General features: G+C 63.0%; 9 protein-coding genes. 5 read left to right on the top strand and 4 right to left on the bottom strand.

Features of this window, described 5'->3' with window-relative positions; genetic code table 11:
• Positions 1 to 85: 85 nt before the first annotated feature.
• The 5 genes from ISS97_RS11905 (at position 86) to ISS97_RS11925 (ending at position 6246) form a co-directional block, all read left to right on the top strand.
• Positions 86 to 2836, top strand: a complete 2751-nt coding sequence (locus ISS97_RS11905; RefSeq protein WP_379986449.1) for a TonB-dependent receptor — start codon at positions 86 to 88, stop codon at positions 2834 to 2836.
• A 104-nt stretch (positions 2837 to 2940) separates the two neighbouring features.
• Positions 2941 to 3522 (top strand): TetR/AcrR family transcriptional regulator, encoded by a 582-nt coding sequence (locus tag ISS97_RS11910; RefSeq protein ID WP_379986447.1) that lies wholly within the window; start codon positions 2941 to 2943, stop codon positions 3520 to 3522.
• Between the two features lie 155 nt (positions 3523 to 3677).
• The gene (locus ISS97_RS11915; protein WP_379986445.1) at positions 3678 to 4514 is read left to right on the top strand and encodes an oxidoreductase; all 837 of its coding nucleotides are present in this window, start codon (positions 3678 to 3680) and stop codon (positions 4512 to 4514) included.
• Complete coding sequence (locus tag ISS97_RS11920) at positions 4511 to 5512, top strand: NADP-dependent oxidoreductase (RefSeq protein WP_379986443.1); 1002 nt, start codon at positions 4511 to 4513, stop codon at positions 5510 to 5512. The genes ISS97_RS11915 and ISS97_RS11920 overlap by 4 nt, the downstream gene beginning before the upstream one ends.
• Before the next feature lie 29 nt (positions 5513 to 5541).
• Positions 5542 to 6246 carry an SDR family oxidoreductase gene (locus tag ISS97_RS11925; RefSeq protein WP_379986442.1) on the top strand — a complete coding sequence of 235 codons (705 nt, stop codon included), beginning with the start codon at positions 5542 to 5544 and terminating at the stop codon, positions 6244 to 6246.
• A 168-nt stretch (positions 6247 to 6414) separates the two neighbouring features.
• Here the strand turns inward: ISS97_RS11925 and ISS97_RS11930 are convergent, their stop codons facing one another.
• From ISS97_RS11930 to ISS97_RS11945, 4 genes are all read right to left on the bottom strand, one after another.
• Positions 6415 to 7233 carry an OmpA family protein gene (locus tag ISS97_RS11930; protein WP_379986441.1) on the bottom strand — a complete coding sequence of 273 codons (819 nt, stop codon included), beginning with the start codon at positions 7231 to 7233 and terminating at the stop codon, positions 6415 to 6417.
• Between the two features lie 41 nt (positions 7234 to 7274).
• Positions 7275 to 15311 (bottom strand): ESPR-type extended signal peptide-containing protein, encoded by an 8037-nt coding sequence (locus tag ISS97_RS11935; RefSeq protein WP_379986439.1) that lies wholly within the window; start codon positions 15309 to 15311, stop codon positions 7275 to 7277.
• A 536-nt stretch (positions 15312 to 15847) separates the two neighbouring features.
• A complete protein-coding gene (locus ISS97_RS11940) occupies positions 15848 to 17041 on the bottom strand; it encodes a helix-turn-helix transcriptional regulator (RefSeq protein ID WP_379986437.1) in 1194 nt (397 codons plus the stop codon).
• A gap of 853 nt (positions 17042 to 17894) precedes the next feature.
• Entirely contained in the window at positions 17895 to 21428 is a 3534-nt protein-coding gene (locus ISS97_RS11945; RefSeq protein WP_379986435.1) for a hypothetical protein, read from the bottom strand.
• Between the last annotated feature and the right edge of the window lie 33 nt (positions 21429 to 21461).

Here is a 21461-nt window from a genome sequence, read left to right on the forward strand (position 1 = left end):
GCCCCGCCAATTTGCGGCCGATCGATTCCCGTCCCTGTATTGAGCTTTCACGGAGTGCGTTGAGATGTGCCGAACGAAGAAACATATGCTGGCGTACGCCATTGCCGCCGCCATCAGCAGCCTTGCTCTGATTCCCGCGGCGCACGCCGACGACACCACCAACGCCCCTGCAGACCAGGCATCCGGCAAACCAGCCACCACCCTGGCCAAGATCACCGTGGCGGCCAACCGCTACGACGCCAGCCAGATCCAGATGGACGCGGTCAACACGGTCAACGTGCTGTCGGCGGATGATCTGAAGTACACCGCCGTGCATAACGTGGCGGAAGCGCTCGGCCTGTTGCCCGGCGTCAATGTGTTCAATACCGGGCAGTCGTACTTCGGCGGCATCGATGGCGCATCGCGCGGCGAAGGCATGTTCACGTCGGTGCGTGGCTTGAATGCGGAGTACAACGTCAACCTCATCAACGGCGTCAACGTGGCGCAAGGTATGGCCTACAGCCGCGGCGTGCAGTTGAGCCTGCTGCCGCCGTCCGGCCTGCAGACCATCGTGCTCAACAAGACCTCCACCGCCGACATGGATGGCGATGCGATCGGCGGCACCATCGATTTCCGCACGCCCACGGCCTTCGACTTCAGCGCGCCAAGCAGCGGCAGCGTCACCGCCAGTGGCCGCCTGGAAAGCCGCGCCCGCGACTACGGCGACAACGGTCTGGGCGGCGGCCTGGCCGGTGAATTCCAGACCAAGTTCGGCCAGGACCATCAGTTCGGCATCTACGCCAGCGCCTACTACGACAAGCGCAGCTACGTGAACAGCGAAGCCGCGGCGGCGTCTTCGGCGGTGAACGACGGCGCGTGGCAGTTCGCGCGCACCACGGCCTCCGGCGCCAGCGCACCGGGCTACGACCCGGCGCGCAACCTCATCAGCACCGGCATGAATATCGGCACCTCCTCGGGCGACACCCGCCGTTACGGCGGCAACGTGTCGCTGGACTGGAAGGTCGACAACACGCTCAACCTCTATGCGCGCGCCACCTACGGCTACGCCAAGACCGCGCAGAACACCACCTATCTGCAGATCATTCCGGCCAACGTCAGCTACGCGCCGATCGGCAACACCGGCCTTTACCAGCCGGTGATCGGCCGTATCGCCACCCGCTTCTGGTACGAGACCAACCCGGAGAAGGCCGATCTCGCCACCTTCCAGGTCGGCGGCGACAAGACAATCGGCGGCTGGACCCTGTCGCCGAGCCTGTTCTACAGCTTTGGCGACAACGACCGTCCGGACCACGTCGAGATCTCGGCGCGCAACGACCAGTACAGCTCGGCCAACTTCCCCTACGGCGCGAGCACCGTGATGAGCTACGGCTCCGACAACCTGCCCTACCCCATGCTGACGCCGGCCATGAACGCTCAGCTCAACAGCGTGGCGACGATGTATGCGCGTCGCGCCGGTCAGCTGACCAAGTCCTACAGCGGCCAGGAGAAAGGTGGCGCCAAGTTCGACGCGCGCTACGATTTCGAGGAGGGTCCGCTGACTTCCGTGCAGATGGGCCTGAAGTACAGCGACAGCCATCGCGAGTTCACCAATCGCGACTGGACCACGTCCAAGTTCAACGACGGCCGCAGCTTTGGTTCACTCGGCCTGATCGACGGCAGCTACGCCTCGGTATTTCCGGGCGTGTACAACTACACCGTGCCGCAGATCGACCAGGGTGCGCTGAAGCGCCTGATCGCGTCGAGAGTCACCGCTTCGAACCTCGACACCTGCAGCGATCTCTACGTCAACAACTGGAACTGCAACACCCAGCGCGCCCGCGAAGCCGTGACCGCGGCCTACGCCATGGCTACCTTCAAATGGGGCAACCTGGAAGTGATTCCGGGCTTGCGCTTCGAGCATACCGATATCCGCAATACGTTCTGGGTGATCCCACAGGACGCCACCGGCAACGAAATCCCCGGCCATTTCGCCCAGAACCACACGCACTATGACGAACCGCTGCCCAGCGTGTTCGTGAACTACCGCGATGGCGACGGCGCCGTCTATCGCGGTTCGATCTGGACCAGCTACACCCGGCCGGCATTCGTCCAATTGGGCGGCGGATCGCAGGTGAGCGTCTCGGCCGATGGCCTCACCACCATCACCCAGGGCAACCCCGACCTCAAGCCGATCAAGTCGCTCAACATCGACCTCTCCGGCGAGTGGAGCAACCAGCACGGCGGCCACGCCATGCTCGCCGGCTTCTACAAGCAGCTCTCCAACTACATCTACGAATCGGGCAGCAACCCGGTGAACGCAGGCACTAGTGACGCCGGCTTCATCAGGACGGTGAAGCCGCAGAACGGCGGCGACGGCAAGGTCTACGGTGTGGAAGCCGCGGTGCGGCAGAAGTTCCAGGATATGCCGGCGCCGTTCGACGGCTTCGGCGTGGGCCTCAACGCGACGCGCCAGTGGACCTCGGTGGATCTGGGCATGGATGGCTTCCGCCATGAGCGCATCCAGAACGCTCCCGAGCTGATGGGCAACGCGGAACTGTTCTACGAAAAGAACGGCTTCTCGGTGAACCTGAGCTACCACTACGCCGGGTCTTACGTGGCGACCTACGACTACTTCGGCAAGGGCGCGTCCTGGGACAATCTTTGGATCCGCCCGACGGCACGCGTCGACCTGCACGCCGGCTACGCCTTTCCGCATGGCATCCAGGTGGACCTGTCCATCTCCAACCTGACCAAGAACTACTCTTACTGGTCGCATGTGGGCAGGAACAACCTGGCCATCTCCGATGTGGTTGATTCGGGGATGACGACGTTGTTGACGGCGAAGTATTCGTTCTAGAAGCGCCTTGTGCCTCCCCCTGCGAACAGGGGGAGGCTGGGGAGGCCGGCATAGGCCGTCATGTCCCTTGCAATCGGCGGCAAAGACCATATGATGCTTATCATATGCAAAAACCTCCCGCCCGATCCAAAGAAGCGACGCACGAACGCATCGTCGAGACCGCTGCCCGCGCGATCCGCCGCAGTGGCTATGACGGCACCAGCGTCGCCGACATCATGAAAGAGGCCGGCCTCACGCATGGCGGTTTCTATGCTCACTTCCCTTCGCGCGAGGCAATGCTCGCCGAGGCGGCGGATCGCGCCGGTGCCGAGGCGGTCGCCACGTCGACGCGCATCGCCGCCAGCGCGCCACCCGAGCAAGGGCTGCAGTCGCTGCTGCGTGCCTATTTATCGAAAGAACACTGCAATAGCCCGGAAGCCGGCTGCCCGGTTGCTGCCCTTGGCTCGGAAATGCCGCGCCAGGCGCCGGAGGTGCGGCGAGCGGCGACGCGACGCATCAAGGAAATGATCGATGTGGTTGCCCGTCAATCTCCCGACTGGGGACAGCCCGGCGCGCATGAGCACGCGCTGGTCACTGCCGCCACGATGGTTGGCGCATTGGTCATGGCGCGCGCTGTCGACGACCCCAAGCTTTCCGACGCGCTGCTCAAGGCAGCGTTGAAACACCTCACCTCCGCTTGCGCCTGAATGCGTACACCCGCAACGGCGTTTTTATTCGACCAAGAATATGATGATCATCATATCACAGGCACGCAACGAGCAACACAGCCAGTCAGATCCAACAGCTACTGCATAGCCATCACCACCACTGGTTTCGCGACCACTCACTGAAGAGCTCTCCCATGAAATCCCAGAAATCCATCGCGCTTGTCACGGGGGCATCCTCGGGCATCGGAAAAGCCACGGCAGAGCGACTCACCATCGCGGGCTACACGGTCTATGGCACTAGCAGACGTGGAGCGCAGGCCAACCCGCAACCCTTCGCCATGTTGCCGCTGGATGTGACTCGCGACGAGTCAGTCGACGCCACAGTCAAAGAAGTGATTCGACTGGAAGGTCATATCGATCTTCTAGTGAATAACGCTGGCTTCGGCGTTGCGCCGGCCGGTGCAGAAGAAAGCTCCATCGAACAGGCGCAAGCAATCTTCAATACAAACTTCTTCGGCATGGTCCGGATGACCCGTGCGGTCGTACCCCATATGCGACGCCAAGGGGGTGGCCGGATCATCAATATTGGCTCCATATTTGGTTTCTTGCCCATGCCGTATATGGCTCTCTACGTCGCAACCAAACACGCGGTCGAAGGTTATTCGGAATCCCTCGACCATGAGCTGCGCACGAGAGGCATCCGGGTCTCGGTCATCGAGCCCGCAAACACAAGCACGCAGTTCGACGCGAACGCCCTGGAGCCCGACTCTCAGCTCGAGGAGTACCGGGAGATCCGTGTGTCCCTGGTGAAAAAGATGAAAGAGCTTGTCGAGACCGGAGACAAACCTGATGTTGTCGCCGACGCCGTGCTGCGAGCCGCTCTCGCAGCCAACCCGAAGCTCCGATACACAGCCGGCGGGCGGGCGCGAGGCCTGCAGCTCCTTCGCCGATTTGCGCCGCCTCGCCTGGTGGATGCCGGGATTCGAAGAGATCTGCGGCTCGATGCGGCGCTGCCAGGAAAAACATCATGAAAGCATTCATCACCGATCGGTACGGCAAGAAGGAGTTGATGCGGCTCGGCGAACTGCCGCTGCCTGAGCTACGGGACGACGATGTGTTGATCGAGGTCCACGCCACGGGTATGAACCTGCTGGATTCCAAGATCAAAAGCGGCGAATTCAAACTGATCCTGCCCTACCGCATGCCGCTTGTGCTGGGCCATGACGTGGCCGGTGTCGTGACTCGGGTCGGGTCGCGGGTCCAGCAGTTCAAAGTAGGCGACGAAGTCTATTCGCGGCCACCCGATCACCGCATCGGCACGTTTGCGCAGTTCATTGCCGTGAACGAAAACGATGTCGCCCCCAGGCCCAAGAACATCACCATGGAAGAAGCGGCATCGGTCCCGCTGGTCGGCCTGACGGTCTGGCAGGCATTGGTCGAAAGAGCCCATCTGAAGAAGGGGCAGAAGGTTTTCATCCAGGCGGGATCAGGCGGCGTCGGCAGCTTCGCCATTCAGTTGGCCAAACATATCGGAGCCACGGTGGCCACCACCACGAGTAGTGCCAACATCGATTTGGTGAGGGGCCTCGGCGCGGACGTCGTCATCGATTACAAGAAAGACGATTTCGAGAAAGTGCTGCAAAACTACGATGTGGTCCTGCATAGCCAGGATGCGGCGGCGCTAGACAAGTCTCTGCGCGTGTTGAAGCACGGCGGGACACTCATTTCAATTTCCGGCCCTCCCGATCCCGCATTCGCAAAAGGCATCGGCGCGCCATGGTACGTGGGCCTCATTGCCCGCCTGCTGAGTTCCGGGGTCAGGAAAAAAGCGACCCGTCGCGATCTGAAATATTCATTCCTCTTCATGCGCGCCAACGGATACCAGTTGCGCGAGATCACTCAGCTGATCGAGGCCGGGGCTATCCGCCCTGTCATTGATCGCGTCTTTCCATTCGAATCCACCAACGAGGCCCTGGCCTACGTCGAGGCCGGCCGCGCCAAGGGCAAAGTCGTCGTCAAGATCAAGTGAGCCCGTCTCCCCCATCCCCGGAGTTTCCTATGAAGATTGAGAACGCTGTTGCTCTTGTCACCGGAGCCAATCGCGGCATTGGCTTGGCATTCACGCGCGCGCTCCTCGCCCGCGGCGCCCGCAAGGTCTACGCCGGTGTGCGCAATCCTGCGACGGCCATGCCGTCCGGTGTTCATCCCCTGCAACTCGACGTCACCAAACCAGATGACGTGACGGCCGCCGCTGAACTGGCGTCGGATGTGACGCTGGTGATCAATAACGCCGGCATCGCACAACCAGGTGGCTTTCTTGCAGCGGACAGCGAAGATGTCGCGCGGCGCATCTTCGAAACCAATTTCTTCGCCATGTTGCGCATGAGCAAGGCCTTTGCGCCGATTCTCCAGGCCAACGGTGGCGGTGCCTTGCTCAACGTGTTGTCGGTCGCGTCATGGCTAAACAGCGGTGAGCTGGCCGCCTACTCGGCGAGCAAGTCGGCCGCCTGGTCGCTCACTAATGCCTTGCGCAACGAACTGGCAGCGCAGAAGACGCAGGTGCTGGCGCTGCATATGGGCTATGTCGATACCGACCTTACGCACGGATTCGATGTCCCGAAGTCCAGTCCGGAAGCAGTCGTCAAACGTGCGCTCGACGGACTCGAATCGGGTCTGGATGAAGTGCTGGCCGATGAGATCACCCTGCAAGTGAAACAGGGAATGACGGCGGCCAGGTCCAGTTACCTGCCGCAGGCCTCCTGACCGAGAGTGACTGACCTGGGAGAACGAGAACCTGCCCTGCTCCTCCCCCTGCAAGCAGGGGGAGGCTGGGAGGGGGTAAGCCCTTGAGACAACCTCTCCCGAACGCATTCTCAAGTACTTACCCCTCCCCAACCCTCCCCTGCTCGCAGGGGAGGGAGCACAACCTTCTCAATCCCCGCTATCGATCTTCACTTCCACACGCCTGTTCGGCGCCAGGCAGGCGATGAGCTGCGTGCGCGGACCATCCGGGCAATCCTTCACCGGGTCGGAAGCGCCATGGCCTTCGGCGTGGATACGTCCGGCAGGCACGCCCTGCTCCACCAGGTAGTTCATCACGGCATCGGCGCGACGCTGCGACAACTTCTGGTTGTACGCCTCGCCACCGAGACGGTCGGTGTAGCCTGCGATGCGCACGCTGTGCAGTTTGTCGCCTTGGTCGTGCAGCTCCGCCGCCAGGTCATCCAGTGCCCGATGCCCAGCCGGAGTCAACGTTGCTTTGTCGAAGGCGAACAAGGCATCGGCGGAAAGAACCCGCGACTTGCTCGGCGCGGGCGCGGCTGTGGGTGCGGCCGGTGCCGGTTCGGCGAGCAGGGCCGCGCACGACTCGGGTTTCCAGTAGAAGCTGCGTGCGAGCTTGTTGTCGTCGAACAGCACCTTGTACTGGCACACCGTTACTTCGTCGCTGCCGGGCTTGCGGAAATTGAACACGTAGTTCCACTCGCGCACGCCCCACACGCCTTCGCTGAAATGCGGATAGCCGATCAGGTCGGAGAGTTGCTGCTTGTTGAGCCCCGACCTCACCTGCCGGAGATTGCTCAGGTTGGGGAAGGTGCCGCCCTTGTGCATGGGGGTGACGCTGTCCGGCGCCGGCCACACCAGTTCGCCGGCGTTGTGGCCGTCCTTTGCCACGTCGTGGCTGACGTTGCCGCAAGCAGCCAGCGCGAGCGCCATCGAGGCCGCGATGATGGCTTTGACATGTGTACGCATGAATTGAACTCCTTGAATGCTGTGCATGGACATGCCCGCGCTCACCACACCACGCCTGCGCCGACGCCCGCGCCGGTATCGCCGCGCGAATTGGTCGTAGCGTTGAGCTTGAACACGTAGCGACCGCTTTCGGTGATGGTCGATACGCCGATGGCGACACCGGACTCGCCGTGGAAGCTGCCTACCGCGACCGCCGCCGAGCTCTGGTTCGGCTGGTAGGCCTGCGGCAGGCTCGCCATCGCCATCGCCGAAGCGATGCCTGCGTTGGCGCGGTTGCCGATGCGGTTGAGATCGCGGTTCACCGTCTGGAAACGCTGATCCACGTAGTCCTTGGACCAGTTCTTGGCGGCTGCGATCGCGTCGTTCAACTGGCCCACATTCGCCGCATCCGTAGTGGCCGTGCCAGCGGCCACGTTGGTGACCGTGCGCTCGTGGCCCACCGAGCCCACCGATACCGAATTGGCCTGTGAAGCCACCGAACCCGCGCCGACCGCTACGCTGTTGTCGCCGCTGGCCGTCGAGCCGGCGCCGACCGCGGTCGAGTTGTTGCCGGTGGCGGAGGCGTTGGAGTTGTTGTCCGGGCTGGTCTGGTAGGTGTTGATGTTGTTCACCGTGCCACCACCACCCGGCGGCAGGTTCTTGACGACGGTGGAGAGGTTGTTGAACTGCGTGTACAGCGATGCCAGCGACTGGTTGGTGGCATACAGCTGCGAGCCGTTGATCGCATCCGTGCTGCTCCCGCTGATGCGGCCGGCCGCCACGTTGGTGATCGTGCGCTCCGCACCCACGCTACCCACGCTTACGGTCGAACCCGGCGTCGTGCCGGCGAAGTTGTAGGTCGTGCCGGCGAGCGTAGTGCTCGCCGTACCCACCGCCGCATCCGTCTTCGATCCCGCACCCAGCGCCACACTGCCTGCAAACGCCGCCTGCGTGCCTGCACCCAAGGCCATCGCCTGGATGCCGTTGGAGGTGGCGTTGGTGCCCATCGCCACGCCATCGGCAAGATTCACCGTGGCGTTCTGGCCGATCGCCGTGCCACCCGGTGCCGTCTGCTGCACGATCGCGCCGTTGCCGATACCAACGCCGTTGTCGCCGTTCACTGTGGTCTTGGGACCGACCGCCACCGATTCCGCACCCGCCGCCAGCGAGTCGGAGGCGGTGGAGTTGGCGTGGAAGTACTTGATCGGCGTGACCGAGAACGAACTCATCGCGCCCTTGAGCTGACGCAGCGTCACCGCATCCTGATCCAGCGTGCCGTCCGCCACGTTGGTGATCTGACGGAAGTCGGTGGCGTTGCCTACCGATACGGCACCCAGCAAGTTGCGATCCGTGGTGTTGTACGGGACCACATTGGTACCGACCAGGATCGAACCCGAGGCCGGTGCAATCGCGCGATCGGATACCGCCCCCGAACCCAGCGCCACACCACCCAGTACCGAGACGCCGGTGTTCTGGCCCAACGACGTACTGTTGTCCGCCGTCGCGGTGGCACCCACGCCTGCCGCCAGCGCATTGACACCGGTCGCACCGTTGTTGGTGTAGTTGCCGCCGTGCGTGCCGTTGTCGTTCACGCTGTAGTAGTGCGTCGCGTTGGCAGTAACGACGTTGCTCAGATTGTCCACAGCCTGGTTGGTGGCGAACAGCTGCGAGCCGTTGATGGCGTCCGTGCTGTTTCCGTTCACCTGGCCCGCCGCCACGTTGGTGATGGTGCGTTCGGCACCCGTCGCGCCCACGCTCACCGTACTGTTTGGCGTGGTGCCAGCGTAGTTGTACGTATTGCCAGCGATGGTTCCGCTGGCAGTCTTGACCACGGTGCCGGTAACGCTGCCCGCACCCAGCGCCACGTCGCCGACGTTGCTCCCGGCGGTAGCGCCGTTGCCGATCGATACCGCGTCCTGCGTATTGGCGGCGGAGACCGGGCCGATCGCCACGCTGTTCAAGCCATTGGGTGTCGAGTCGGCCAGCGTGGAGTTGGCGTGGAAATACTTGATGCCGGCACCGTCCACCACGCCGCTGATCTGGTTGAAGATCTGTTGTAGCGAGCTGTACGTGTTGCCGGCATAGGTGATGCTGGTGTTCAAGGTGCCGGTGGTCGGGTCATAGGTGGTATTGCCGCCGTAGCTGTTGGCGATCGTGGTCCCCAGGTTGGTCACCGTGCTGCCCACCGTGCCGATAGCCTGGTTGGTCGCGAACAGCTGCGAGCCGTTGATCGCATCGGTGCTGCCACCGTTGATGCGTCCGGCAGCCACATTGGTGATGGTGCGCTCGTTGCCGAGGCTGCCCACGCTCACCGTGCTGGTCGGTGTCGTACCGGCGAAGTTGTACGTGGCGCCGTTGATCACCGCATTGGGCGTGCCCACCGCGGTGTCGGTAGTGGAGCCGGAGCCCAGCGCCACGTCGTTGGCGTTGTTAGCCTTCGCCGCGTTGCCAAGCGCCACGGCGCCTGCCGCCAGCGCGCTGCTGGTATTGCCCAACGCCACCGAGCCCGCGCCCTGCGCGTTATTACCGTTACCCAACGCGACCGCACCATTGCCGTTGGCGGTGTTGTTGGCGCCCATGCCTACCGCACCCGTACCGGTGACAGTGTTCGGATCGCCGATGGCGACGGCGCCATCGCCGTTCACCGTCTGGCCTTCACCGATGGCCACCGCCCCGATGCCGCTTTGCACCTGCGAGTTGTGGCCGACAGCGACCGAGCCGGCGCCAGCCGCCAGCGAGCCGGGGCCAGCCGCGACAGCGTTGACTCCTGTCGCGCCGTTGTTGGCGTAGTTGGACTGCTGTGTGCCACCGTCGTTGACGCTGTAGTAGTGAATCGCGTTGGCGGTGACGACGTTGCTCAGGTTGTCCACGGCCTGGTTGGTCGCGAACAGCTGAGAGCCATTGATGGCATCGGTGCTGCCGCCATTGATTCGTCCGGCCGCCACGTTGGTGATGGTGCGCTCCGCACCTGGCGCGCCTACGCTCACGGTGGAACCCGGCGTCGTGCCCGCAAAGTTGTAGGTCGTGCCAGCGATGACGGTGCTGGGCGTGCCTACGGCCGCGTCTGTCTTCGATCCCGCACCCAGCGCCACACTGCCCGCAAACGCTGCCTGCGTGCCTGCGCCCAAGGCCATCGCCTGGATGCCGTTGGATGTGGCATTGGTGCCGAGTGCCACACCATCGGCAAGGTTCACCGTGGCGTTCTGGCCGATCGCGGTACCACCCGGCGCTGTCTGCTGCACGATCGCACCGTTGCCAAGGCCGATGCCGTTGTCGCCATTGACCGTGGTCTGCGGACCGATGGCGACGGATTCCGCACCAATCGCTGCGGAGTCGGTGGCGGCGGAGTTGGCGTGGAAGTACTTGATCGGCGTAACCGAGAACGAGCTCATCGCGCCCTTGAGCTGACGCAAGGTCACCGCATCCTGGTCCACCGTGCCATCCGCCACGTTGGTGATCTGGCGGAAGTCGGTGGCATTGCCCACCGAAATGGCGCCGAGCAGGTTGCGGTCCGTCGTGTTGTACGGGATGACGTTGGTGCCCACGATGATCGAGCCGGAACTCGGCGCGATCGCGCGGTTGGATACGGCGCCCGAACCCAGTGCCACACCACCCAGTATCGAGACGTTTGTGTTCTGACCCAGCGACGTACTGCTGTCCGCGGTTGCCACGGCTCCCACGCCCGCCGCCAGCGCATTGATGCCGGTCGCGCCGTTGTTGGTGTAGTTGCCGCCGTGCGTGCCGTTGTCGTTGACGCTGTAGTAGTGCGTCGCGTTGGCAGTAACGACGTTGCTCAGACTGTCGACGGCCTGGTTGGTGGCGTACAACTGCGAGCCGTTGATCGCATCCGTGCTGCCGCCATTGATGCGGCCGGCAGCGACATTGGTGATGGTGCGCTCTGCACCGCCCGCGCCCACGCTCACCGTGCTGTTTGGCGTGATGCCAGCGAAGTTGTAGGTGGTGCCGGCGATGACAGTGCTGGGCGTGCCTACTGCCGTGGTGGTGACGGAACCGGAGCCCAGTGCCACATCGCTGGCGTTGGTGGCGGAGGCGCCGTTGCCGAACGCGACCGCGCCAGCCGCCAGCGCGCTGCTGGCGTTGCCCAGCGCGACCGAACCCGTGCCCTGCGCGTTATTACCGTTACCGATCGCCACGGCGCCATCGCCGTTGGACGTGTTATTCGCACCCGCCGTGACGGCGCCGTTGCCGATCGACGAATTCGGATCGCCGATCGCCACCGCACCGTTGCCGTTGACGGTCTGCCCCTCGCCCAGCGCCACCGCGCCGGTGCCACCCAGCACCTTCGAGTTATGGCCGGCGGCGATGGAACCGGTACCGGCCGCGGCGGCAACGGTATTGCTATCACCCAGTGCCACCGTCGATGCCGCCAGCGCCTGCGAGAGATTGCCGAGCGCCGTGGCATTCGCCGCCGCCGCGCTCGCGCCGGGGCCGACGGCCGAGGCACCCACGCCAGTCGCGCTGGCGAATTCGCCGAGCGCCAGACTATTCGTGGCGCTGGCATTGGCGAAGGCGCCTACCGCCGTGGAACCGCTGGCTCCCGATGCGGTGGCATTGACTCCGATCGCGGTGCTGCTGACGGCCGAAGCGTTGGCGCGGGTGCCGAGCGCAATGGCATCGCCGCCCGAAGCATTCGCCTGATAGCCCTGCGCTACGGCCTGACTGCCCGACGCCGCGGCCGCGATGCCTGCTGCCATCGAATTGGAGCCGGTCGCGCCGTCATTGAGGTAGTTGCCTCCCGTCGTGCCACCATCATTAACGCTGTAGTAGTGAAGTGGCGTATTGGACGCGAGCGACTGCACCGCCTGCGTCACCGCGTAGAGCTGCGAACCGTTGATCGCGTCCGTACTGCCGCCGCTGATACGGCCCGCCGCCACATTGGTGATGGTGCGTTCGGTGTTCAATGCGCCCACGCTCACCGTACTCGTGGGCGCGGTACCGGCAAAGTTGTACGTGGTGCCGCCGATGACATAGCTCGGCGTGCCTACCGCTGTGGTGGTGGTCGAACCCGAACCCAGCGCGACGTCGTTGGCGTTGGTAGCGGTGGCTGCATTACCGAATGCCACTCCGCCGGCCGCCAGCGCCTTGCTGGTATTGCCCAGCGCGACCGAGCCTTGTCCGATCGCCTGGTTGCTATTGCCGATCGCCACCGCGCCTGCCGCCGCCGTGGTACCGGCGGTATCGCCGGCCGCAACGTTGTTCGCACCCATCGTCACGGCGCCGTTGCCGTTGGTGGTGTTCGGATCACCGATTGCCACCGCACCGTTGCCGGTAACGGTCTGCCCTTCGCCCAGCGCGACAGCGCCCGTACCTCCCTTTACCTGCGAGTTGTGGCCGCCGGCGATGGAGCCGCTGCCGGCGCCTGCCGCAACCGTGTTGGTATCGCCGAAGGCTACCGTGGAGGCAGCCAGTGCCTGCGAGGCATTGCCGATCGCGGTCGCATTGGTCGCCGACGAAGTGGCCGCATTACCGATCGCTATAGCGTTCTGGCCAGAAGCGTTGGCGTGGAAGCCAAGCGCCGTGGCGGCGACTTGCGTGGCAGAGGCCTGAAAGCCGGTCGCGAGCGCAAAATTGGCGGTGGCATTGCTGCTCGCGCCAAGCGCTGTTGCCTGCTGGACTGACGCATTCGCTCCTTGGCCGAGGCTGGTTGCCCAGTCACCATTCGACGTTGCACCGATGCCGATCGCTGTGGTGAAAGAACCCGACGCATTGGCGTTGGGACCAATGGCGATGGCGCCTCCTGACGGCCCTGTGGAAACAGCGCTCGTACCGATGGCGATGCTGTCGACCGCGGACGAGGCAGCACCGTTGCCCATCGCCACAGCGTTCTGGGCCGAAGCGTTGGCATGAAAGCCAACCGCTGAGGCGTTCGCACCATTCGCAGTGGCCTGGAAACCGGTAGCGAGCGCAAAGTTTGCGCCGGCAGCACTGCCCGCACCGAGCGCCGTTGCCGTCTGCACCGCCGCGTTGGTGTTCTGGCCGAGCGCCGTCGCCCAATTACCACTGGCCTTGGCATTCATGCCGATGGCGGTGGCATAAGTACCTGTGGCGCCGGCACCGGGGCCGATCGCGATCGCGTTGGGGGCCGTGGCGCCGCCATTGGTGTAGTTGGCCTGCTGCGTACCGCCGTCATTGATGCTCATGTAATGGGGCATCACACCCGTCGCGATCGATTGGATCGATTGCGTCACGGCATACAGCTGCGACCCGTTGATCGCATCCGTACTGCTGCCGCTGATACGACCGGCCGCGACATTGGTGATGGTGCGCTCGGCGTTCAATGCGCCCACGCTCACCGTGCTGTTTGGCGTAGTGCCGGCGAAGTTATAGGTGGTACCGGCGATGGTGTAGTTCGGTGTGCCGACGGCGACCGCGGTGGTCGAGCCGGAGCCCAGCGCCACATCCTTCGCATTATTCGCCGTGGCGGTATCGCCAAAAGCCAATGCACCGGCAGCCAATGCCTTGCTCGCATTGCCGAGCGCCACCGAACCCTGGCCGATGGCCTGGTTGGTATTGCCGATAGCGACAGCGCCGTTCGCCTGCGTGGTGCCGCCCGTGTCGCCCGCCGCGAGGTTGTTGGAACCCATCGCCACTGCGCCTGTGCCGAGCGCAGTGTTCGGATCGCCGATCGCCACCGCGCCGTTGCCGTTGGCCGTCTGTCCTTCGCCCAGCGCGATCGCACCGGTACCGCCGGTCACCTGCGAGTTGTGGCCACCGGCGATGGAACCGGTGCCTGCCGTTGAAGCGACCGTAACGGTGTCGCCGAGAGCCATCGTGGAAGCTGCGTTGGCCTGGGCCGATGGGCCGAATGCCGAGGCGCGACTGGCGGCAGCTTTCGCTCCAGGGCCAAAAGCTGCGGAAGTAGCACCGGTGGCGCTGGAGAATACGCCTACCGCCACGCTATTGGTGCCGCTAGCCGTGCTACTGGCGCCCACGGCGGTCGAACCGCTCGTTCCTGAACTCACCGCGCCCGCGCCCAAGGCGACGCCCTGCGTAGCTGAAGTGTTCGCGCCATCGCCGAGTGCAAGGGCCTGCGTATTGCTCGCCTGGGCAAGAAAGCCCATGGCAGTGGAGCGATTTCCTGACGCAGTCGACTCCGAGCCGATCGAAATCGAATTGTTTCCCGATGCTGCGGCACTCGCGGTGCCATCACCGCCGATCGCGATAGAAGCCAGGCCAGTGGCGGCGGACTGATGGCCAATGGCCACCGCATTGGCCTGGTTCGCGTTCGCCTGCAGGCCCATGGCGATCGCATAGGTGCCCGACGCGCTCACATCCGTGCCTATGGCAACTGCCGACTCGGCTGATGCGCCGGCTCCGGCAGTGCGCGCGCCTAGGTAGACCGCATTGAGAGCCGTCGCATAGGCCTGCCAGCCGACAGCCGTCGCGTGAGTTCCCCCACTCACGATCGAACCCGAGCCGATAGCCACGGCATTGTTGGAGTTGACGACCTTGGCCACATAACCCATAGCGATGCTGTTGACCGAGTTCGCATCCACCGAACTGCTGTTGGCAAGAGCAACGCTATTGGTGCTGGCACTGATCGAAGTGGTTCCGATGGCAATGGCGTTGCCGCCGGAAGCCGTGACATCGGTGCCAATGCCGATCGCACCGCCTGCGAGCGCGCCGGTACCGTTGGCGGTACGTGCACCCAGATAAACGGAATTGATGGCGCTGGTATAGGCCTGGAAGCCCAGGGCTACGCCGTTCTGTCCGGTGGAAAGCGAGTTGTAGCCAACCGCCAATGCACCCAATACGTTGGCGTGCGCAAGCGATCCTATCGCGGTGGCTCCAGTACCACTGGCAGCAGACTGAAGACCCATGCACGAAGCGGTGCCGTTGTAGACGTTCCAGGGCGTATTGCTGCAATCCACAGCCTGCGCATCCGCTTGCTCAACCCATCCCGCCCCGCCCAGCGCCATCAGCCCGGTCAGAATGCCGAGGGCAAGTCGGCCGGGGGATAGCCGATGACGTCCTCCACGCCGGTCGACCGCGCCGCCGCTACGACACGCAGCGAACTCCGAAGCGACCACCAGCTGGTTAAGCGAGGCACTCCATACTTTGCTGTAAATCCTGTTCATGGGGATCTCCAAAAAAACCGCTCGGGCTCGAAATACGGGAAAGGAAAAACATTGCTCGATGGCCACGAAATCCCTGCAGGAGAACAGTCAAAGCGAAGCGCTCCAGGGGGAAACCATCAACTACAGGCACAAGCGCACCGGCACACGCCTCTGCGACATGCGGGAAGACTTCTCAAAGGGATCGATGGCTGTAGTGCGTACGCGGGGAATCGTTCGCACCAGCAAGGGGACACTAGCTACATCTTCGTGGCGGTACGTACGCTCTCATGCACGTGCGCGAAAGGCCTTGGTGCGGAGAGCCGGATGTCGGCCCCTGCGATGGAAGACAGATGAACATGATTGGCCGCCCCTACTATGTCGTCCTGAAACAAAGCCGCAAAGGCTCTTGTCTTACAGCTCCACGCTTCCATTGAAGCGACCATATGCAGCAAGCGACGCACAAATTCGGAAAGCGGACCAAGCGTCTTCGGCAAGCTCTGCGCAAAATCGGAAAAACAGGTGGCGCGAAAACGTGAAGGTGAAGAAAGAATGAAAGGTTATGCGGTGCAACCGCTGGCGCGCATCAGCGTATCGCTGGGAAGTTCGTCGAACGCTCGACGGTAACTGGCCGCGAATCGCGACAAGTCCCACAAGCCGCAACTCATTGCCACCGACTTGATGGAAAGCTTGCCTACGTTGCGCACCGAGAGCTGGCGGCTTGCTTCGTGCAACCGAAGCAACGAAAGGTAGCGCGTTGGCGATATGCCGAGAAAATCATCGAACACATGGCGCAACGTGCGATCGCTGACCTGCACGGCTTTTGCGACTTCCTCGACATAGATGTCGCGCTGCAAATGGGTTCGCATGAAATGCCCCACCTTGCGGAAGGTGGCGTAATGCGGCCGGCGCGTACTGGCGTGCCTCACATGCGGCACGACATGCGCAAACAAGTCATGCAGATTGCTTTCATCGGCAAGCATGTCCGCAAAACCGTTCCCCACCAATCCGGCGACATCGCGCCCCGGATCGCCCGCGAGGCTCTCGAACATGGCCGCATGGCGCGCGCGCCATAACGTGCCGGCATGGCATTCGTGCCGAAACAGCGAGAACTGCTTTCCGAGAGGACCATACGAGTCGCGGTTTTTCTCGATGGCCCGCAACGCGCCCGCCTGCAATGGCGCAAGCACCATGCTGACGCTCGACTCCGGACCAAGCATCAGTTCGCAAGGGCTTTCCGGCAGCACGATCAGCACCGTATCCGCATGCAGCGGCATGCCGGCGCACCAGCTTCCTGGCGCCACCCGATGAAAGTGACAGATCAACTGGCGGCCCGCCGGCAGCACAAAGCGCCCATGAAAGGCAAAGTCGACCACGAAGCTGCATAGCGTGGCATCGCCGTGCTGATGGCTTCCCACCATGCCGCTCATGCCGCCCTCCTGCAGAGAAACGGCTTCTAGCCTGCACAGATCAAACACTTTGCCCAGGACGCTGATGCCCGGCAAAGGAAATTTGCGATCTGTTGAGGCGACTGAAACCGCCATCCCCTGTGCCCTCTCACTCGATGCGTGGCTCACACTTGCGATGTCGTGCCGATGAAAACGTATTGATCTCGACATGCTCATTACGTCAATGCCGCGGGCACGGGCAGAAGGTTGCGCACAGCATGAATTGCGATATCGACCATTCGAAGTTATGAAATTTGAAAGGTCGTAAAGCGCTTCGATTTCTTTCTCTTGGCATGTCGTCGGCATCCGTCAATTTTTTGACGCAACCGCCCGCCGCGCATACCGCGAGACTCAAGCGCTGGACAAAAAACGTCTAGCGCTCACGCCCTGGCATGAACGTTTCAAACCTCAACCAGCATGTGCCCTGCCTCGACTGCCCCCTGTGCCGACCCTCTTTCCAAGTTGGGACTCAGCGAACGGACGGAACGATGAAAACAGACCCTGTTTGCTTCGTCCGGGGTTGCGCGATACCTCGATCTATCAACGTTGCGCTAGACCGTGAACCCTTCGATGGGTGACGTATCGATAGTGCGATGAAATCGTTTTATCGCGGCGGAAGGATGGCATCGAAAGAAAAAATTCGTTAGTGGCAGATATCGGGAATAACGTGAAGTGATGCACATTTCACTCGATCCATTATTCAGTTGGCGGCGACCTCCTAAAGCTTGGCGCAAGCTCGCCCGCCATGATCAGCTCAAGGAATTACGGCCCTATGGGTTTTGCGCAATCCGCACCGCGCGCTGACCTGGAAAACCGGTCGACCGCGTGACGCAAATAGTCGATGACTATCGCTAGCGCATCTGGATGGTAGATGTGGCCCGGACGGCGCAAAAGGTGGCCATGCAGGACATTGCGCGCAGAAAAATAGGACGCAGTGTCGACGTGCCAAAACTCTTTTGATGGCACTGGGGGAGCGAAGGTACCGGTTCCACCGGGACTTCCCGAGCGCAACGGACAAGACAGTTCCTTTGTAGGAGCGCATCTTGTGCGCGATGCTGCTATGCCAGCGCCAAAAGCTCGCGCACAGGGTGCGCTCCTACAAGGGTTCGGGCGAAGTAGTGAATATCACCCTCACGCTTCACCCGAACCCTTATCCCACTCAGTAATACCCCACCGCATTGAGGAACACGCCCTGGTAGCGATAGCCGAGCTTGGTCATGTCGTCGTTGAAATCGGTGAAGTTGTAGCCGATGCCCATGCGGAAGTGCTTGCTGACGTCGTAATCGACACTGGCTAGCCAACCCTTGCGGGTACCGCCTTGCGACGCGCGCAGTACGCGATATTCACCCATCAGGCTCAGCCCGCCCATCACGTAGCGGCGTGCTTGCCCGGCGATCATCGTGGCGCGGTTGTCGTACCAGTCGCCGCTGCCACGTCCCATACGCGATGCGCCCGTACGGCTGGCCAGCTTCGCCGCGAATTCCCATGCGGTGTCGAGGCGATACACGCCTTCCAACGAGAACACGTGCGAACGCTGATCGTAGTAAGCGTCAGAGCTGGTCTGGCCGGGTGAAGAGAGGTCGTAGAGGTAGGTGTATTTGCCCAGCACGGTCCAGCGCACGCTGTTCCAGGGACGCCAGGCAAAACCCAGGTTGGTTTCGGCGAAGCGCGCGTTGTTGATCGGATCGACCTGGTCGCGCGTCCTGGACCAGTTGATACGGCCGGCGATCTGCCAGGAATCGTTGATCTTGTAACTAAGCCGATGGGTGGTGACCCACTGATCGCGCTGTTCCGCACCGCTGTCGCGGCGATACTCCAGCTTGCTCGACCAGCTCGTTGACGGCGTGGTCAGTCCACCGTTGATGCTGGCCGCATGCCGATCGACACGGCCTGCGCCGCTGGCCGCATCGAGCTTGCCGTCCTGCAAGGTGAAGCCCAGCGTCCACCCCAGGCTCGGATAGAAGTCCATACCGAAGGTGTGGCCGATGCCCGTATCGGGACCCGACTTCAGCCACTGGCTCTCGTTATAGAGATTCGTCTGGTTGGACAGGCGCCAGCGCTGACCCAGGGTCAGGCCATCCGGCGTTTGCGACAACAGACGGGAGTCGTTGTACAAGGCAGTGGAATCGACCGAATAGGTGTAGCCACCGTACAGCGAGTGATCCTGGCTGAGCCGATATTCGCCGTTGACCTGCGCCGCATCGCCACGCGAACCCTTGGTGAGTTCCGCGCCCGCGCTCGACAGATCGCCGAACTGATACTTGGCGCCCACGGTGGCGGCGTTGTTCTTCGGATACGCGCCGCCGTCGTCGGCCAGGGTGAGCTGACCGGTGGTGTAGACATCCAGCGAGCTGCCGATGCGCTGCGTATAGCCCAGGGCGCCCAGAGTGCCGGTGCCACTACGTAACTGGTAGCGCTCCGTCACGCGCCGCAGTTCGGCGATCAGGTCGGACTTCTCGGCGATCTGCCAGTCCAGCTGCGCCTGCCCCTGTTCCAGCGCGTCGTGACCTTGCTCGGCGTAGCTGTAGCGTCCCGACAGTTTCAGATCGTCACGCAGTTGCCCGGAGAACTCCGCACCGTATTCATGGATGGCAAGCCCCTGGTCCGCACGCGCCACCGAATAGCCGGCATCGACATCGCGCCACCATGCACCGACGGTCCAGTCCCTGGCGGTCCAGCCCAGTTCGCGGAAGTTCGCCCGCGCATCCACCGCCGTCGCATTGCCGCTGCGGGCGCCCTGCGTTGCGGGGTTGGTGCGGATGAAGCTAAGGCCACCGTTATCCGAATAGAAGATCGGCGCCACCGCGGCATCGCTGTGCGAGCGCTCCACCTTCAGATAGGTACCGCGTCCCGCCTGCAAGGTGACGTCCGCGCCCTTGAGCGTGTAGTCATCGCTGGCGCGCCCCTCATCGACATAGGTGCCGCCCACCGCCACATGCTCACCGAACCAGTGCTTGGCGCGCAGGCCGGCCGTCACGTTGTTGCTGTCGAAGCCACTGGGCACGTACTCGTAGTCGGCGAGCAGGTGGTTTTCGTAGCCACCCTGCGGACGGTCACGGAACAACGTGTTGGTATTGCCTTGCGCGATCTGCGCCAGCGGACGGGTGAGCAGCAGGCGTCCTTGCATCTCGTTGATGTCGTAGTCGATACCGCGCACCAGGTTGACGCGCGAAACCACCGTGCCCGTGGTCGGATCGCGGATCTCCAGCACCACTTGGTCCGAACCCGGCAGGATGTCGGTATTCCGCAGGTAGTACAGGCTGCCGCCGGTGCCGAGAAATTCGGTATGCCCCAGCACCGTCTGCGCTTCCGAAGCAAAGGCCTTCAGTAGTGTGTTGGGATCGCCCAGCGGCGTGCTGGTGCGGCTGCGCCAATCCACCGCCGCACCGTAGAGGCTGCGCACGTATTGTGCGTACTGCGTACCGGTGAAGCCGGTCTGGTAGTTGCCCCACAAGGCCTGGCTCTTGTCCCAGTCGAGCCGCGCGTAGAGCTTGCCCTGGGTATCGATGTCCCGATACGTCGTCGAGTCGTCGCCATAGACCGGGTAATACATGTTCGGATCGAGACGGCGGAACACATCCTTCGGGTCGGCCTTGAAGAAGCCGTTGAACAGACTGCCGGTCGTGCGCTCCGTAGTATCGGCCTGTGCGGTCAACAGGTAACGCCCTTCCAGCTTGCCCTTCAGATAGAACGCCAGACGCCCTTCGTCGAGAAAACCTTCGCGGTAGCGTGAATCCACCGTCAGTGCGGAGGCGCCATCGCCGCTCACCGAACCTTTCGACGCCGTGATATCGGCCATGGCGATGACGAACAGATAGTTCTCTCGCACGTTGACGGCCAGCGGGTAGTCGACCTGCTTGCCCGCCGTGCCGCGCAGGCCGACGTTGAGCGTGTGCGGCCCTGTCGGCAGCAGGTACTCGGCGACAAACTTGCGCTGCTGGTCGATCGGTACATTCTGGCCGGCGATGGTAACGGCGTACGGCTCGGGCACGTTCTGGCCGAACACACGCACGCGCGAGCCGCGGATGGTGATGTTCTGCTGGCGCAATGCGTTGTTGCCGAACGTGCTGTCGAGGAGTTCGCGATCCTCCAGCTCGCTGGCGGTCAGCGCGCGCAATTCACTGGTGGCACCCTGATGGAGCTGATCCAGCGAACGCTGGCGATCCGCCGGCAGTACCAGCTGCAGCGTGCGCGGATAGGTTTCGTCGACGCTGCCATCTTCGCCCCAGGCGCGCAGTACGTAACTGAGCTGCTGGCCCGGCTGCAATTTCACGCCCACCGGCAGCTTGCCATCCCACGTAGCCTGCACCACCGCGCCCGGCGTCACATCGACGACAGCCAGCGGCGTGACCAGATCAGTGTCGTCACCGCGATAGATGCTCACCTGCATCTTGCGGATGAAAGCGTCGTAGTTGCTGTAGATCTGGAAATGCACTGGCTCAGTGACCTGACCGTGCTCGAACGCGGCAACCGCGCTGCCTTGCACGTTGAGCAAGGGCGAGGTCAGGGTCGGATCTTCGGTGGCCCAGATCAGGCCGCCATTGGGCAGATTGACGCTGTACCTGGCCTGCTTTCCGGTGCTTTGTGACTGAGGCGCGGCCGTCACCGACGACGTGGACTGCGCGTAAGCGGGCATCCCGATGCCCATCATGAGAACGCCGAGAATGGCGGCGTCCAGGGTCCTGATTCGCATGATGCTGATGGCCTTGGTCGGAGAGAGGGAGCG

The organism is Dyella koreensis (assembly GCF_044904565.1).
Classification (GTDB): Bacteria; Pseudomonadota; Gammaproteobacteria; order Xanthomonadales; family Rhodanobacteraceae; genus Dyella_D; species Dyella_D koreensis.